Here is a 15,859-nt window from a genome sequence, read left to right as displayed (position 1 = left end):
GTCGCCGAGCCGGGCTGCTCGGCGAACCCGGCTACTCGACGAGCTGGGTGCCGTCGCGCTGGGCGGAGCAGCTGCGGCGGAAGGCGCAGCGGTCGCAGCCGCCGCCGGTCTGCGGGACGAACCGCTCGGCGAGGACCCGCCCGGCGGCGTCGGCGAGCAGGTTCTCGATCCACGGCTCGCCCTCGGGCGGGTCCTGCCGCTGCACCTTGGGCGCGTCGGCCGCGCTCTTGTCGGGCTTGCGCAGCTGGACGAGTTCGGCGCCGCCGGACTCGGGGGCGGCGGCGTCGAAGCCGGGCAGCCCGTTGAGGGCGCCGGCGCGGACGGCGAGCTGGTAGACGGCGAGCTGCTTGTGCTCGGGCAGCGACTTGTCGGTGGGCGTCTGCTTGCCGGTCTTGAAGTCGACGACGTAGGCGCGCCCGGCCTCGTCCTTCTCGACCCGGTCCATCGAGCCGCGGATGCGCACCTGGACGCCCCCGGCGTCGAGGGTGACGTCGAAGTCGTGCTCGGTCGCGACGACGTCGCGGCCGCGGGCCATCACGTGCCAGGTGAGGAAGCGCTCCAGGGCGGCGCGGGCCTCGGTCTTCTCCTGCTGGGACCTCCACGGCGCGTCGAAGGCCAGCGCGTCCCAGACGGTGTCCAGCCGTTCCATCAGGACGGCGAGGTCGGCGGGGGTGCGGCCGGAGCCGACCTCGTCGGCGAGGGCGTGCACGACGTTGCCGAAGCCCTGCGCGGCGGAGGAGGCGCCGCGGGCCTTGACCTCCTTGTCGAGGAACCACTGCAGCGAGCAGTTCTCCAGCTGCTCCAGGCCGCTGCCGGACAGCCGCACCGGCAGGTCGGCGGAGCGCAGCGGGTCGGGGGCGGCGGTCGGGTCCTCCAGGCCCCACCAGCTCTCCGGGCGGGCCGCGGGCACCAGCGGGCGGTTCTCGTCGTCGGTGGCGAGGGCGAGGGTGGCGAGCCGTTCGGCGGCGGCGCGGCGCAGTTCGGGCGAGCGGGTGGCGTCGACGGTGACCGCGCGCAGTTCGGCGACCAGCGCGGGCACGGCGAGCGGGCGGCGCGGGCGGTGGGTGACGTCCTCGACGACGACCTGCGGGGTGCGCCGCAGGACCCGGCCGGTCCTGGGGTCGACGTCCTCGCGGTAGAGCTCGCGCAGGAAGCGGGAGGGCTGGTCGCCGTCGTCGGCGGGGGCCTTGACGGCGGTGACGACGAGCCGGTCCTTGGCGCGGGTGGCGGCCACGTAGAAGAGGCGGCGCTCCTCGGCGAGCAGCGCGGTGGGGGTGAGCGGCTCGGCGAGGCCGTCGCGGCCGATCCGGTCGGCCTCCAGCAGGGAGCCTCGGCGGCGCAGGTCGGGCCAGAGGCCGTCCTGGACGCCGGCGACGACGACCAGGCGCCACTCCAGGCCCTTGGAGCGGTGGGCGGTCATCAGCCGGACGGCCTCGGGGCGCACGGTGCGCACGGTGAGGGTGTCGGCGGCGATGTCCTGGGCCTCCAGCTCGGCCAGCAGGTCGAGGGCGCCGCGGTGGCCGGTGACCTGCTCCTCGGCGCGGGCGGCGGTCTCGAACAGGGCGCAGACCGCGTCGAGGTCGCGGTCGGCGTTGCGGCCGGCGGCGCCGCCGCGCAGGGCGGCCCGCTCCAGCCGCTCGCGCCAGCGCCGGGAGCCGTCCCACAGCTGCCACAGGGCGTCCTCGGCGGTGCAGCCGCCGGCGAGGGCCTCGCGGACCTTGCGCAGCAGGGTGCCGAGGTCGTGGGCGCGGCGGGCGTACGGGGCGTCGAGGACGGCGAGGCGCTCGGGTTCGGTGAGGGCCTCGCGCAGCAGGTCGCCGGCCGGGCGGGGCACGGCGGCGGGCGCGCCGTCGCCGTGCGCGGCCTCGGCGCGCAGGGCGGCGCGTTCCTCCTCGCGCAGGGTGCGGCCGAGGCGGCGCAGGTCGGCGCCGTCGAGGCCGCCGAGCGGTCCGGTGAGCAGGGCGTGGGCGAGGTCGGTGGTGAGCGGGTCGGGCCCGCCGTCGCCGGTCTCGGCCGTCTGCCGGTCGCGGACGGCCTGCTCGGCGCAGACCCGCAGGGCGAGCAGCAACTGCGCGACGGACGGCTCCTCGCGCAGCGGCAGGTCGTCGCCGTCGATCTCCAGCGGGACGCCGGCCGCGCCGAGCGCCCGCCGCACGCCGGGGATGGACCGGGCGCCGGCCCGGACCAGGACGGCCATCTCGCCCCACGGCACGCCGTCCTCCAGATGGGCGCGGCGCAGCAGGTCGGCGATCGAGTCCAGCTCGGCGCCGGGCGTCGGGTAGGTGTAGACCTCGACCCGGCCGCCCTCCCTGGCGGGCAGCGGGGAGCGGTGCTGGGCGAGCTTGTCGGCGGGCAGCCGGCCCATCGGCATCCGGCGGGTGAGTTCGCCGGCGGCGGCGAGCAGCACGGCGCCGGAGCGGCGCGAGACCCGCAGCACCTTGACGTCGGCGGGGCGCCCGTCGGCGTGCCGGAAGGTCTGCGGGAACTCCAGGATGCCGTTGATGTCGGCGCCGCGGAACGCGTAGATGGACTGGTCGGGGTCGCCGACGGCGATCAGTTCGCGCCCGCCGCCGGCGAGCCGGCGCAGCAGCCGGACCTGGGCGGGGTCGGTGTCCTGGTACTCGTCGACGAAGACGGCGTCGTAGCGCTCGCGCAGGCTCCGCTCGACCTCGGGGCGGTCGGCGAGCAGCACGGCGCGGTGCACCAGCTCGGCGTAGTCGAGGACGCCGCGCAGGTCCAGGACGTCCAGGTAGTCGGCGAGGAAGTGGGCGGCGGCGGCCCAGTCGGGGCGCTGGACGCCCTCGGCGAAGCGGGCCAGTTCGGCCTCGCCGAGGCCGAGCTCGCGGCTGCGGGCGAGCACGGCGCGGACCTCGTCGGCGAAGCCGCGGGTGGTGAGGCAGGCGCGCAGGTCCAGCGGCCAGGCGATCCGGGAGCGGCCGCGCCGGGCGTCCTCGGCGCCGCCGGCGAGCAGTTCGCGGACCATGACGTCCTGCTCGGGGCCGGAGAGCAGGCGCAGCGGCTCGGCGTAGTCGGCCGGGTCCTGGTGGGCGCGCAGCAGGGCGTAGCAGAAGGAGTGGAAGGTGGTGGCCTGGGGGGCGGCGGCGCGCGCGCCGGCGGCGGTGGCGGAGAGCCGCCCGGCCATCCGGTCGCGCAGCTCCATGGCGGCCTTGCGGCTGAAGGTGAGGACGAGGATCCGCTCGGGGTCGGCGCCGGCCTCGATCCGCCGGGCGACGGCCTCGACGAGGGTGGTGGTCTTGCCGGTGCCCGGCCCGGCGAGCACCAGCAGCGGGCCGCCCGCGTGCTCGACCACGGCGCGCTGGTACGCGTCGAGTCCGGGCGGGGCGGGCGGCACGAGGGGGCTGCGCACCAAACGGTAGGGGGAGCTCACGGACGTCCTGGGGGTCGTGCTCGGGCAACTGCGGGCGGGCCCGCCGAGGGGCCCGCCGTATCGAGCCTACGATCCTGCCCCGTCATTCCCGTCCGCGCACGGGGTTCCGCCGATCTCAGTCCTCGACGTCCTCGAAGTCCTCGACGTCCTCGGCGTCCTCGGCGTCCCGGGTGTCCACGGCTGGCCGGCCGTCCCAGCGGGCGCGCCGCAGGTCGACCCGGGGCGGGTCGGCGAGCTCGCGCAGCGGGGTGCCCTCCTCGCCGTAGCGGGCGAGGGCGCGGTGCTCGTGGCCGGGCAGCAGCCGGCCGTCGGCGCGGATCACCCGCCACCAGGGCACGGCGCCGCCGTACAGGGCCATCACCCGGCCGACCTGCCGGGGGCCGCCCTGGCCGAGGTACTCGGCGACGTCTCCGTAGGTCATCACCCGGCCGGGTGGAATCCGCTCGGTCAGGTCGAGCACCAGTTCGGCGAAGGGCGGCAGCTCGCCGGGGGCGGTGTCGTCGGGTGCGTCCGTCACCTGCGGCATCCTTCCGTATCCGGCCGGTCCGCGGGCCCGGGGCGGCCGATCCGCCGCGCCCGATCCGGCCCCTGTCCAGCGCGGGGCGCCGAGGCATGCCACCATCTTCGGGGCGGTGAGTGGTGATACGAGGACAAGACCAGATGACCGGGACGGCTGACGTGGGTGTGGACGAGGGCTCCGACGAGTCCTCGGACGGCATGCCCGCGGGCGGCGTCGGCGACACCGCCGCCGAGGCCCCACCGGAAGTCTCCCTGATCAAGGACCGGACGATCAAGAGCCCCCAGCCGGCCGGCCCCGCGCACGGGGCCCCCGCCGTCGTACCGACCCAGCCGTCCGCCCCCGAGGCCGCCGCAACCGCGTCGGACCCGCCCGGGGAACCCGGGGACCCCGGGCGGCGCTCCGGGCCCGACCCGCTGGACGACGCCCCGCACCTGGACGTCGACGAGCCGCTGCTCGCCGCCCGCGCGCACCGCCCCTCCGACCTCATCCGCTTCCTGGCCGGCGTCCTCGGCATCATCGCGGTCTTCGTGCTCGCCGGGGTGGCGACCTCCACCACCACCGGCATCGAGATCGACATCGCCGAGAACGCGCCCCGCTTCTCCCCGGTGCTCTCCACCATCACCGGCCTGGTCTCCAACGTCGCGGTGCTGGCCGTCCCGCTCGCCTTCGCGGTCGAACGGCTGATCAAGCGCGACGGCCTGCGGGTCGCCGACGGCGTGCTCGCCTCGGTGCTGGCCTACGGCGTCTCGCTGGGCATCGACTGGTGGGTCGCCGAGGGCGCCTCCGACCACATCCGGGACGCCCTGACCCGCTTCCCGCTGGACTCCGTCGGCACCCTCACCGACCCGGTGCACGGCTACCTCGCCCCGGTGATCGCCTACATGACGGCGGTCGGCATGTCGAGCAGACCCCGGTGGCGGGTCGCCCTGTGGGTGGTGGTCGTCTTCAGCGGCATCACCGAACTGCTCGGCGGCTACACCACCCCGCTGTCGCTCCTGCTCACCGTGCTGATCGGCTGGTCCGTCGCCTACGGCACCCTCTACGCGATCGGCTCGCCGAACATCCGGCCCACCGGCCAGCACCTGATGATCGGCCTGCGCAAGGTCGGCTTCACCCCGGCCAGCGCCCACCGCGCCCCCGACGCCCCCGGCGGCACCCGCCGCTACCTGGTCGCCCAGCAGAGCGGCCCGCCGCTGGACGTCCACATCGTCGACCGCGAGCAGCAGGCCTCCGGCTTCTTCTACCGGGCCTGGCGCCGGCTGCGGCTGCGCTCGGTCGCGGTGCGGCGCAGCCCGCAGTCGCTGCGCCAGGCGCTGGAGCAGGAGGCGCTGATCGCCTACGCGGCCGCCGCCTCCGGCGCCCGCGCCCCGCAGCTGGTCGCCACCTCCGAGCTGGGCCCGGACGCCGCGATCCTGGTCTACGAGAACGTCGAGGGCCGCATCCTGGACGACCTCGCCGACGACGAGGTCACCGACCAGGTGATGGCCTCGCTCTGGGAGTCGGTCGCCGCCCTGCACGAGCGCCGGATCGCCCACCGCCGGCTCACCGGCGAGTCGCTGCTGGTGGTCGACGGGAAGACGGCCTGCCTGGTCAACCTCTCCGGCGGCGACATCGCCGCCACCGACCTGACCCTGCGCATCGACGTCGCCCAGCTGCTCACCACCTTCGCGCTGCGGATCGGCCCCGAGCGCACCGTCGCCACCGCCAACGCGGTGCTCGGCGCCGAGCGGGTCGCCCAGTCGCTGCCGCTGCTGCAGCCGGTCGGCATGAGCCGCTCGACCCGCGTCGACCTGAAGCGGCTCACCAAGGACCGCAAGGCCGCCGCCCAGGCCAGGGCGCTGGAGCAGGTCGCCGCCGGGGAGCGCACCCAGCAGCAGGCCGAGGAGGATATCGCGGCCGCCGGCGAGGACCTGCTGAGCCGGATCCGCGCCCAGATCCTGCAGATCGCCCCCGAGGCGCCGATGGAGCCGGCCAAGCTGGAGCGGCTCAAGCCGAAGAGCCTGATCATGGTGGTCGCGCTCACCTTCGCCGCCTACCTGACGCTGACCACCGTCAAGCCGGCCCAGCTCAAGCTCTCCCAGATGAACTGGGCCTGGGCGGCGGTGGCGCTCGCCGCGGCCGCGTTCTCCTACGTCGCCGCGTCGATGAGCCTGACCGGCTTCGTCCCGGAGAAGCTGCCGTTCCGCCGCACCGTGGCCGCCCAGGTCGCCGGGTCGTTCGTGAAGCTGGTCGCCCCGGCCGCGATCGGCGGCATCGCGCTGAACACCCGCTACCTGCAGAAGGCGGGCATCCGCTCCGGCCAGGCGGTCGCCTCGGTCGGCGCCTCCCAGCTGGCCGGCCTGACCGGGCACCTGCTGCTGCTGTTCAGCTTCGGCCTCATCACCGGCAGCCAGACCAACGGCGACCTCTCCGCCTCCCGCGCGGTGATCATCGGCGTGCTGAGCGCCGCCGTGCTGGCCCTGGTGGTCGCGGCGGTCGCCCCGCTGCGGCGGTTCGTGCTGAACCGGCTGCGCTCGCTGTTCTTCGGCGTGGTGCCCCGGATGCTCGACCTGATGCAGACGCCCAGCAAGCTGATCACCGGCTTCGGCGGCATCCTGCTGCTGACGCTCTCCTTCACCGCCTGCCTGGACGCCTCGGTGCAGGCCTTCGGCGGCTCGATCTCCTTCTCGGCGGTCGCCGTGGTCTTCCTGACCGCCAACGCGGCCGGCTCCGCCATCCCCACCCCCGGCGGCATCGGCCCGGTCGAGGTCGCGCTGATCGGCGCGCTCACCGTCGCCGACGTGCCGCCCGCCGTCGCCACCCCGGCGGTCTTCCTCTACCGGGCGCTCACCTTCTGGCTGCCGGTGCTGCCCGGCTGGATCTCCTACAACGTGCTCCAGCGCAAGGGCGCGCTCTAGGGCGTGGCACGCGAAAGGGCCCGCCGGAGCGGGCCCTTTCACACGTTCACCGGACGCTGCGGATCAGTAGACCGGCTTGTGCGGCTCGATCTGGTTGACCCAGCCGAGCACGCCCCCGCCCAGGTGGACGGCGTTGGCGAAGCCGGCCGACTTCACCACGGCCAGCACCTCGGCCGAGCGGACGCCCGACTTGCAGTGCAGCACGATCTTCCGGTCCTGCGGCAGCTGCTCCAGGGCGTTGCCCATCAGGAACTCGTTCTTCGGGATCAGCACCGCGCCGGGGATGTTGACGATCTCGTACTCGCCGGGCTCGCGGACGTCGATGAGGAAGATGTCCTCCTCCTCGTCCTGCCACTGCTTGAGCTGCTTGGAGGTGATCGTCGAACCGGCGGCCGCGGCCTGCGCCTCCTCCGACACGACGCCGCAGAAGGCCTCGTAGTCGATGAGCTCGGTGACGGTCGGGTTCTCGCCGCAGACCGCGCAGTTCGGGTCCTTGCGGACCTTCACCTGGCGGTAGTTCATCTCCAGGGCATCGTAGATCATCAGCCGGCCGACCAGCGGGTCGCCGACCCCGGCCAGCAGCTTGATCGCCTCGGTGACCTGGATCGAGCCGATCGACGCGCACAGCACGCCCAGCACGCCGCCCTCGGCGCAGGACGGGACCATGCCCGGCGGCGGCGCCTCCGGGTAGAGGCAGCGGTAGCAAGGGCCGTGCTCGGCCCAGAAGACGCTCGCCTGGCCGTCGAAGCGGTAGATCGAACCCCACACGTACGGCTTGCCGAGCAGCACCGCGGCGTCGTTCACCAGGTAGCGGGTGGCGAAGTTGTCGGTGCCGTCCACGATCAGGTCGTAGCCGGAGAAGATCTCCATCACGTTGGAGTTGTCGAGGCGCTCCTCGTGCAGGATCACGTCGACGTAGGGGTTGATCTCCTTGACCGAGTCGCGCGCCGACTCACCCTTGGAGCGGCCGATGTCCGACTGGCCGTGGATGATCTGGCGCTGCAGGTTCGACTCGTCGACCACGTCGAACTCGACGATGCCGAGCGTGCCCACACCGGCCGCCGCCAGGTACATCAGCGCGGGCGAGCCCAGGCCGCCGGCGCCGACACACAGCACCTTGGCGTTCTTCAGCCGCTTCTGCCCGGCCATGCCCACGTCGGGGATGATCAGGTGGCGGGAGTACCTGCGGACCTCGTCAACGGTGAGCTCGTCGGCCGGCTCGACCAGGGGTGGCAGCGACACGGGGACTCCGATGGTCGTCAGTTCAGGTGGCCAGGGCCAACCTCTAGGGGCATTGTTGCTCCGCCACCGAGGTGGCTCTGTTACGCCAACAGTGTCATGCCGCTCCGGTATTCCGAGACAGCTCGTCCGATGGGCGAGACGGGCCGCGCCGGATGGTGGGACCACGGAACAGGCCCAGGTCAGGCCCCGGCCGGACCGCGATCAGGCCCCGGACGGCCCTGCTGCGGGGCCGTCCGGGGCCTGCGGTGGACCGCGCGGAGTGCGGGGCCGGGGTCAGACCCGGCAGGCCGTCTCCAGCCAGACGTCGCCCAGCGACTCCTCCAGCGGCACCTGCGTCCGCCAGCCGAGACGGTCCCGGGCGGTGCGCACGTCCGCCTGCCGCCACGGCACCGGCTCGCCCGACGCCACCCGGCCCTCGCCCGGCCGGGGCTCCGCCGGACGGTGGCCCGGCAGGTGGTGCGCGGGCACGTGCCCCGGCACGTGCTCGACCGTCCCGCCGGCCTGCGCGGGCAGCACCACCTGCCGGTTCTCCTCCACGATGGCCCCCTCGAAGCCCGACGCCCGGACCAGCAGCTGGGCCGCCTCGCGCGCCCGGACGGCGTGCCCGCTGCCGATGTTGATCACCCCCGTCGCGGCCGACACAGCCGCCGCCTGGACCGCCCGCGCGACGTCCCGCACATCGACGAAATCCCGGTATCCGGACAGGTCCGGCATCCGCACCTGGGACTCCTCGCGCTCCAGCGCCCGCCGCAGGCCCTCCGCCAGCCGCCCGAACAGCGAGGCCGTCGGCGCCCCCGGCCCCACCACGTCGAACACCCGCAGCACCGTGGCGTCCAGCCCCGAGGCCAGCACCAGCTCCGTACCCGCCAGCTTCGACACCCCGTACGGGCCCACCGGACGCGGCTCGGAGCTCTCCGACACCGGGACCCCGCCCGGCACCGGCCCGTACTCGGCCGCCGAGCCGACGTGCACCAGCCGGGCCGGCTCCCGGCTGCGCCGGATGCCCTCGCAGACCGTCGCCACGGCCAGCGTGTTGGCCCGGATCAGCGTGCGCGAACTGCCGTAGGTGGCGCCCGCGCAGTTGATCACCACCTGCGGCGCGACCGCGTCCAGGAACCGGGCCAGCGCGCCCGGACTGCCGGTGGTCAGGTCGAAACGGATGTCGGCGGAGTCACGCCGGCCGAGCACCGTCACCTGCAACTCCGGATCCACGAGCAGGCGGTCGGTGACCCGACGGCCGATGAAGCCGTCGGCGCCCAGCAGCAGCACCCTCATTCGGGGGCGTCCTTCCACGAAGCCAGACCGGGGCACGGCCTGGCGGGTCCGAGTGAACAACGGGAAATCGAGCGGAATCGAACGGTCGGGCGCGCACCGGTGTGCGCCCGAGGGGTCACCGGTGCCCCTCGGGGCGGCTCGGCACCGGCCACGCGTACACCGGCGGCGCCGGTGCCGCCCGCGAGCGGCTCGGGCTGCGGTGCGGCGGCACCCGCCGCCGCGGGGGCGGCCCGGGCGGGGGTGGGCGGTCCGCCGGGGGGCGCCGTGGCCGGGCCGGCGTCCGGCGGCGGCCGTCGGCGTCCCTCGCGCGGCCGCCCTCCGGCCCCTCCGGCGGACGCGACTCCCCCACACCTGTTCGGTCCGACAGCAGAAAGGTAGGTCCGGCCCGGGGGAATCCATCGGTCACTTGCCTGGCTGCCACCTGATCGAGTGAACCGGAGTGACCTCTTCCCGATCATGGCGTTAACGGCGGCCGATCACGGGGTGTCCGTCGTGCCCGGCCGTCGTGCCCTGCCGTCGCGCCCTGCCGTCGCGCCCTGCCGTCGCGCCCGCCCGTCGCGCCCGGCCCCGGGGTCAGGTCCGCTGGAGCAGTTCGCGCACCGCGCGGGCGACGGCGTCGGGGTGCTCCATCATGGCGACGTGCCCGGACTCGGGGAGCACCAGCAGCCGGGAGTCCGCGAAGGCCGCGAAGGCCCGCCGGGCGGAGCGGTAGGCGACGAGCTTGTCGCGCAGCCCGTACACCAGCAGGACGGGGGCCGTCACCCGGGTGGCCTGCCGCCAGAGCGCCTGGTCGCCGCGCTCGGTGTAGGCGGAGACGATCCCGCGCGCCGAGCCGGCCAGCGCCCGCATCGCGTAGGGCAGTTCGGTGCGCCGCCGGTACTGGGCGACGGCCTCGGCGCGGGTGGCCTCGGAGAGGCTGCCGGGGTCGCCGTAGACGAGCCGGAGCAGGTCCTCGGTGACCTGCTCGGGGCCGCGCCGACCGGCGGGCAGCCGGCGCAGCAGCGCGGGCAGGCCGGGGACGGCGAGCAGTCCGGTGGACCAGGCGGTGCGCTGCGGGGGCAGTTCGGGCAGGGCCGGCGAGACCAGGGTCAGGCTGCGGACGAGGTCGGGGCGCAGCGCGGCGAGCCGTACGGCGACGGCGCCGCCGAGGGAGTTGCCGAAGAGGTGGACGGGGCCGCGGCCGGTGGCCTCCAGGTAGCCGATGACGGCGCGCACGTGCCCGGACAGGCCGAGGTTGCCGTCGGCGGGCGGGGCGGAGGCGCCGAAGCCGGGCAGGTCGAGGGCCTCGCCGTCGAGCTGTCCGGAGAGCCTGGCCATCAGCTCGGTCCAGTTGGCGGCGGAACCGCCGAGCCCGTGCACGAACAGCGCGGGGGCCCGTCCGCCGCCGGGCGCGGGGTCCCCGGCGGGCCGGTGCACGGCCAGGGCCGCGCCGGGCACCTCGACGGTGCGCAGCGGGGCCAGGGCGGCCGGTTCCGGAAGTATCTGCTGCTCAGCGCTGTCCATGGGGGACGATGGTAGTGAGCCGGTGCCGCCGCGGCCCGCGGGCCGCCGGGCGCTGCGGGGTTCCCCATTGCCCCGTGCTCGGCACTGCCGACGGCCGTGGTGGGCGCCGTATTGTGGGCTCCTGACAAGGGGGACCGCCGCTTTTATCGTGCCTGGCAAGCGCGGACGCGGTTACCCGAAAGTAGAATCGGTCGTCTTGCCGACCCCGTACGACCCGTGAAGTGAGGAGCGCCGTGACGGCCATCCAGGAGGCGCAGGAGCGCCCGCGCGGTGCCCGCCTGCCGCGAAGCGCCCGCCGTGAACAACTGCTCGGTGCCGCCCAGGAGGTGTTCGTCGCGCAGGGTTACCACGCGGCCGCCATGGACGACATCGCCGACCGCGCCGGGGTGAGCAAGCCGGTGCTGTACCAGCACTTCCCCGGGAAGCTGGAGCTCTACCTGGCGCTGCTGGACAAGCACTGCGACGCCCTGGTCGACTCGACCCGCGAGGCGCTGGAGACGACCACCGACAACAAGCTGCGGGTGGCCGCGACGATGGAGGCGTACTTCAACTACGTCTCCAGCGAGTCCGGCGCGTTCCGGCTGGTCTTCGAGTCGGACCTGACCAACGAGCCGGCCGTGCGGGAGCGGGTCGAGCGGGCCGCCGAGGCCAGTGCGACGCTGGTCAGCAAGGTGATCCAGGAGGACACCGACCTGCCGGAGGCGGAGTCCAAGCTGCTGGCCGCGGGTGTCTGCGGGCTGGCCCAGATCACCGCCAGGTACTGGCTGTCGCAGGGTCTGGAGATCCCGCGCGACGAGGCGGTCCGGCTGGTCGCCAGCCTGGCCTGGCGCGGGCTGAAGGGCTTCCCGATGCACCCGAACACCGATGCGCCGGAGGGCCCGGCCGCCGGCCGGTGATCCACCGGCTTTCGCCGGGGTGCCGATCCGGTGCTCTATGGTGAAGCCGTACGGCGCGGTCGCCGGGCCCGCTTGTCCCAGGCGGTACGGCGCCGCGCGTGGATGGCTGCAACCCCGGAGGGACGGAAGCCGTGGAGGTCAAGATCGGCGTGCAGAACGCGCCGCGCGAGATCGTGATCGAGAGCTCGCAGACTGCCGATGAGGTCCAGAACGCGGTCGCCAAGGCGCTGGAGGGCACCGAGAAGCTGTTCTCGCTGACCGACGAGCACGGCCGTCGCGTCATCGTCCCGGCCGAGCGCCTGGCGTACGTGGAGATCGGCGAGTCGGCCGCGCGCAAGGTCGGCTTCGGCACGCTCTGAGCCACGGGCCTCGCCCGGTGCCCCGTTCCCTCGGCCGAGGGGGCGGGGCACCGTCGTTCCCGGGCGTTCCCGGCCCCGGCCTCCCGGCGCGGACGGGGCCGGGTGTACGGGTGGGGCGGCCGGGGTACGGCGACAGTGCGACCGGCCGCCCGCCGGGCGCCCGTACCCCGGGGAGGCATCCTTGTTGGTCGAGACGTTCGCCTTCGCCCTCGCGGGCGTGGCCGTGGGCGCCGCCGTACTGCTGTCCTGGCCCGCGTACTTCCCGGCCGGGCGGCCGCTGACGCTGGGTACGGCGGTGGGGTCGGCGCTGCTCTCCGGGACGGTCGCGCACTTCGCGCTGGACGGCCGGTACCCGGCGGCGAGCATCGCGGTCTCGGCGGTCGCCTCGGCCATGCTCACCTCGGTGCTGGCCCGGCCCGACCTGGCCGCCGGGCGGGCCCCGGCGCACCGCCACCGCCCGCACCGGGCGGGGGCGCACCGCGCGGGCACGCACCGGCGCCACCGGCACGCCTGAGCGGCCGTCCGCGCCTGGTGTCCGCCCCGGGCGCCCCGCTCGCGCCCGGCGCCCGGGGCGGACGCCAGGCTCAGGAGGCCAGGCCGAGCGCCGCCATCCGCCGGGTGTGCGCCTCGGTGATCCGGTTGAACATCTTGCCGACCTCGACCAGGTCGAAGCCCTGCACCCGCACGCCGCCGACCAGCAGGTTGGAGAGCGCGTCCCGCTCGGCGACCACCCGCTGCGCCTGGCTGAGCGCCTCGCCCATCAGCCGCCGGCCCCACAGCGCGAGCCGGCCGCCGGCCCGCGGGTCGGCCTCGATGGCCTGGCGGACCTTGTCGACGGCGAACTGGGCGTGCCCGGTGTCCGACATGACGCCGAGGACCAGGTCACGGGTGTCGTCGTCGAGCCGGACGGCCACCTCGCGGTAGAAGTCGGTGGCGATGGCGTCGCCGACGTAGGCCTTGACCAGGCCCTCCAGCCAGTCCGAGGGCGCGGTCATCCGGTGGAATAGCTCCAGCGGCTCGACGAACGGCCGCATCGCCTCCTGCGGGTCGGCGCCGATCTCGGCGAGCCGGTCGTGCAGCCGCTGGTAGTGCTGGAACTCGGCGGAGGCCATCCGGGCCAGCGCCGCCTTGTCGGCCAGGTCGGGCGCGAGCTTGGCGTCCTCGGCGAGCCGCTCGAAGGCGCTCAGCTCGCCGTACGCGAGGGCGCCGAGCAGGTCCAGTACGGCGGCCCGGTACCCCGGGTCGGCCGAGCAGGACGCCCAGTCGCCGATCGAGCCGGCCGCCACGTCGTCCTGCGTCTCACCACGGTTCTCCATGACCCGCCACCTTAGTGCCGGTCCGTCCCCGGGCACCTCTTCCACCGCTCCGACCTGCGATGTCGTCCGCGTCACGTGTTCGAGTCGTCGGGTGACTGTATGGTGGTACGGAGGCCCGTCGTGCTCGCACGGTGTCACCGCCGTCTCGGTGCCGCCGGGCAAGCCCGCTCCGCAGCGACTCCGTCCCCCGGGGACGCGCCGCGCGGAAGCCGGGTTCTCAACGTACGCGGATGCCCGGTCGGAGAGCCGATCGGCTCCGACCAGGGCTTGGACTTCAAGCCTTGGCACCGCATCAGTGGCCGAGCGAGGGCCGCCGAGACCGCGCCATCCGGCGCAGGTCCCGCGCAGGTCCCTCACGGGAATCCTCCCCGACGCCGCCGGCGACGCGCCCCCTTGACCGGGCCGCGCGCACCGGCCGGCCGCAGGGACCGGCGCGGTTGTGCGTCCGCGCAGCTGTATTCGGGGCCGTCCAGGCCCGTACGCAGCCGCGCGGCTGCCCGCCCGCCGCTCGCTCTCGGCCCCTCCACACGGAAGAGGCAGCACCCTGTCCACCACCGCTGAACCCACGAAGACGACCTTCCGGGAACTGGGAATCCTCCCGGAGACCGCCGAGGCCCTTGAGTCCGTCGGCATCGTCCACCCCTTCCCGATCCAGGAGATGACCCTGCCGGTCGCGCTGACCGGCCACGACGTCATCGGCCAGGCCAAGACCGGCACCGGCAAGACCCTCGGCTTCGGCCTCCCGCTGATCGAGCGGGTCGTCGTGCGGGCCGACGTCGACGCCGGGCGCGCGCAGGAGGAGCAGCTCTCCGACTGCCCGCAGGCGCTCATCGTCGTGCCGACCCGCGAGCTGTGCACCCAGGTCACCAACGACCTGCAGACCGCCGGCAAGGTCCGTGACGTGCGCGTGCTCGCCGTCTACGGCGGCCGCGCCTACGAGCCGCAGGTGGAGGCGCTGAAGAAGGGCGTCGACATCGTCGTCGGCACCCCCGGCCGACTGCTCGACCTGGCCGGCCAGAAGAAGCTGAACCTGTCCCAGGTCCGCTCGCTGGTCCTGGACGAGGCCGACGAGATGCTCGACCTCGGCTTCCTGCCGGACGTCGAGAAGATCATCACCATGCTGCCCGCCAAGCGGCAGACCCTGCTGTTCTCGGCGACCATGCCGGGCCAGGTCATCAGCCTCGCCCGCCGGTACATGAGCCAGCCGACGCACATCCGCGCCGCCGCGCCGGACGACACCGGCACCACCGTCGCCAACATCGAGCAGCACATCTTCCGCGCCCACTCGCTGGACAAGGTGGAGATGGTCTCGCGCATCCTCCAGGCCGAGGGCCGCGGGCTGGCGATGATCTTCTGCCGGACCAAGCGGACCGCCGCCGACGTCGCCGACCAGCTGACCCAGCGCGGCTTCGCGGCCGGCGCGGTGCACGGCGACCTCGGGCAGGGCGCCCGCGAGCAGGCGCTGCGCGCGTTCCGCAACGGCAAGGTCGACGTGCTGGTCTGCACCGACGTCGCGGCCCGCGGCATCGACGTCGAGGGCGTCACGCACGTGATCAACTACCAGTGCCCGGAGGACGAGAAGACCTACCTGCACCGGATCGGCCGCACCGGCCGGGCCGGCGCCTCGGGCACCGCCGTCACCCTGGTCGACTGGGACGACATCCCGCGCTGGCAGCTGATCAACAAGGCGCTGGACCTGCCGTTCAACGAGCCGGAGGAGACCTACTCCACCTCGCCGCACCTGTACGAGCTGCTGAAGATCGCGCCGGGGACCAAGGGCATCCTGCCGCGCTCGGAGCGGACCCGGGCCGGGCTCGGCGCGGAGGAGGTCGAGGACCTCGGCGAGACCGGCGGACGCGGTTCGCGTTCCGCCGCCCGCGGGCGCGGCGGGCGGAGCGGCTCCGGCCGGTCCGCGGCGGCCGTCGAGCCGGCCGCGGCCGAGGAGAAGCCGGCCCGCAAGACCCGTGAGCGCCGGCGCACCCGCCGGGGCTCCGCGGTCGACGAGGTCGCGGCCGTGGTCGACGGGGCGCCCGACGCCCCGGTCACGCCGGGCGCGCCGGAGGCCCCGGCCGCCGTCGAGGGCGCCGAGGGCGAGTCCGCGGCGCCGCGCCGCCGCCGTCGCCGCTCGCGCGGTTCGGCGTCGGGCGAGGGCGCGGCCGCCGAGGCCGTCACCACCGCCGTCGCGCAGGCCGCCGTCGTCCAGGCCCCGGCCGTCGAGGCCCCGGCCGCCGCCGAGGCCCCCACCGCCGAGAAGCCCAAGCGCACCCGCACCCGCGCGCCGCGGGCGAAGGCCGAGGCTGCGGCCGGGACCACCACCGAGGCCACGACCGCCGCCGACGCCCCGGCCGAGGCCGCCGAGAAGCCCAAGCGCACCCGTACCCGGACCCGCCGCCCGGCGGCCGCCCCCGAGGCGACCCCGGAGAGCTGACCCGCGTTCCCGTGAGGGGCGGCCCGGACTTCCCG

Annotated in this window: 11 protein-coding genes; 5 read left to right on the top strand and 6 right to left on the bottom strand. The window is 74.9% G+C overall.

The annotated features are described in order from the left end of the window. Positions 1-31 precede the first annotated feature (31 nt). Together ACFZBX_RS17130 and ACFZBX_RS17125 are read right to left on the bottom strand one after the other, a co-directional pair. Positions 32-3,367 carry an ATP-dependent helicase gene (locus ACFZBX_RS17130; protein WP_391534552.1) on the bottom strand — a complete coding sequence of 1,112 codons (3,336 nt, stop codon included), beginning with the start codon at positions 3,365-3,367 and terminating at the stop codon, positions 32-34. Positions 3,368-3,503: 136 nt separating this feature from the next. Beyond that, positions 3,504-3,914, bottom strand: a complete 411-nt coding sequence (locus tag ACFZBX_RS17125; RefSeq protein WP_391534551.1) for an MGMT family protein — start codon at positions 3,912-3,914, stop codon at positions 3,504-3,506. A 134-nt stretch (positions 3,915-4,048) separates the two neighbouring features. On the opposite strand from ACFZBX_RS17125, the gene ACFZBX_RS17120 reads away from it, so the two are divergent. Then, positions 4,049-6,805, top strand: a complete 2,757-nt coding sequence (locus tag ACFZBX_RS17120) for a flippase-like domain-containing protein (protein WP_391534550.1) — start codon at positions 4,049-4,051, stop codon at positions 6,803-6,805. 63 nt (positions 6,806-6,868) lie between these two features. Here the strand turns inward: ACFZBX_RS17120 and moeZ are convergent, their stop codons facing one another. The 3 genes from moeZ to ACFZBX_RS17105 all read right to left on the bottom strand — a co-directional run bounded on the left by moeZ (position 6,869) and on the right by ACFZBX_RS17105 (position 10,825). Beyond that, entirely contained in the window at positions 6,869-8,047 is a 1,179-nt protein-coding gene (moeZ, locus tag ACFZBX_RS17115; RefSeq protein ID WP_350546734.1) for an adenylyltransferase/sulfurtransferase MoeZ, read from the bottom strand. A gap of 273 nt (positions 8,048-8,320) precedes the next feature. Then, positions 8,321-9,322, bottom strand: coding sequence for an NAD-dependent epimerase/dehydratase family protein (locus tag ACFZBX_RS17110; protein WP_391534549.1), 1,002 nt, complete (start codon positions 9,320-9,322; stop codon positions 8,321-8,323). 573 nt (positions 9,323-9,895) lie between these two features. Further along, entirely contained in the window at positions 9,896-10,825 is a 930-nt protein-coding gene (locus ACFZBX_RS17105; protein WP_391534548.1) for an alpha/beta fold hydrolase, read from the bottom strand. Between the two features lie 233 nt (positions 10,826-11,058). Here ACFZBX_RS17105 and ACFZBX_RS17100 point away from each other — a divergent pair, with 233 nt between their 5' ends. From ACFZBX_RS17100 to ACFZBX_RS17090, 3 genes are all read left to right on the top strand, one after another. Then, positions 11,059-11,721 carry a TetR/AcrR family transcriptional regulator gene (locus ACFZBX_RS17100; RefSeq protein ID WP_391534547.1) on the top strand — a complete coding sequence of 221 codons (663 nt, stop codon included), beginning with the start codon at positions 11,059-11,061 and terminating at the stop codon, positions 11,719-11,721. A 131-nt stretch (positions 11,722-11,852) separates the two neighbouring features. Then, positions 11,853-12,080 (top strand): DUF3107 domain-containing protein, encoded by a 228-nt coding sequence (locus ACFZBX_RS17095; RefSeq protein WP_391534546.1) that lies wholly within the window; start codon positions 11,853-11,855, stop codon positions 12,078-12,080. Positions 12,081-12,261: 181 nt separating this feature from the next. Beyond that, positions 12,262-12,594, top strand: coding sequence for a hypothetical protein (locus tag ACFZBX_RS17090; protein ID WP_391534545.1), 333 nt, complete (start codon positions 12,262-12,264; stop codon positions 12,592-12,594). 70 nt (positions 12,595-12,664) lie between these two features. Here ACFZBX_RS17090 and ACFZBX_RS17085 read toward each other — a convergent pair whose 3' ends face one another. After that, entirely contained in the window at positions 12,665-13,396 is a 732-nt protein-coding gene (locus ACFZBX_RS17085) for a ferritin-like fold-containing protein (protein WP_380764477.1), read from the bottom strand. Between the two features lie 658 nt (positions 13,397-14,054). On the opposite strand from ACFZBX_RS17085, the gene ACFZBX_RS17080 reads away from it, so the two are divergent. Beyond that, positions 14,055-15,824 carry a DEAD/DEAH box helicase gene (locus tag ACFZBX_RS17080; protein WP_391534544.1) on the top strand — a complete coding sequence of 590 codons (1,770 nt, stop codon included), beginning with the start codon at positions 14,055-14,057 and terminating at the stop codon, positions 15,822-15,824. The last annotated feature ends 35 nt before the right edge of the window (positions 15,825-15,859 follow it).

The sequence above is a fragment of the Kitasatospora sp. NPDC008115 genome (assembly GCF_042957205.1).
Taxonomy (GTDB): domain Bacteria; phylum Actinomycetota; class Actinomycetes; order Streptomycetales; family Streptomycetaceae; genus Kitasatospora.
Note: the sequence above shows the minus strand (reverse complement) of the source record. Positions and strands in the feature narration are given on the sequence as shown.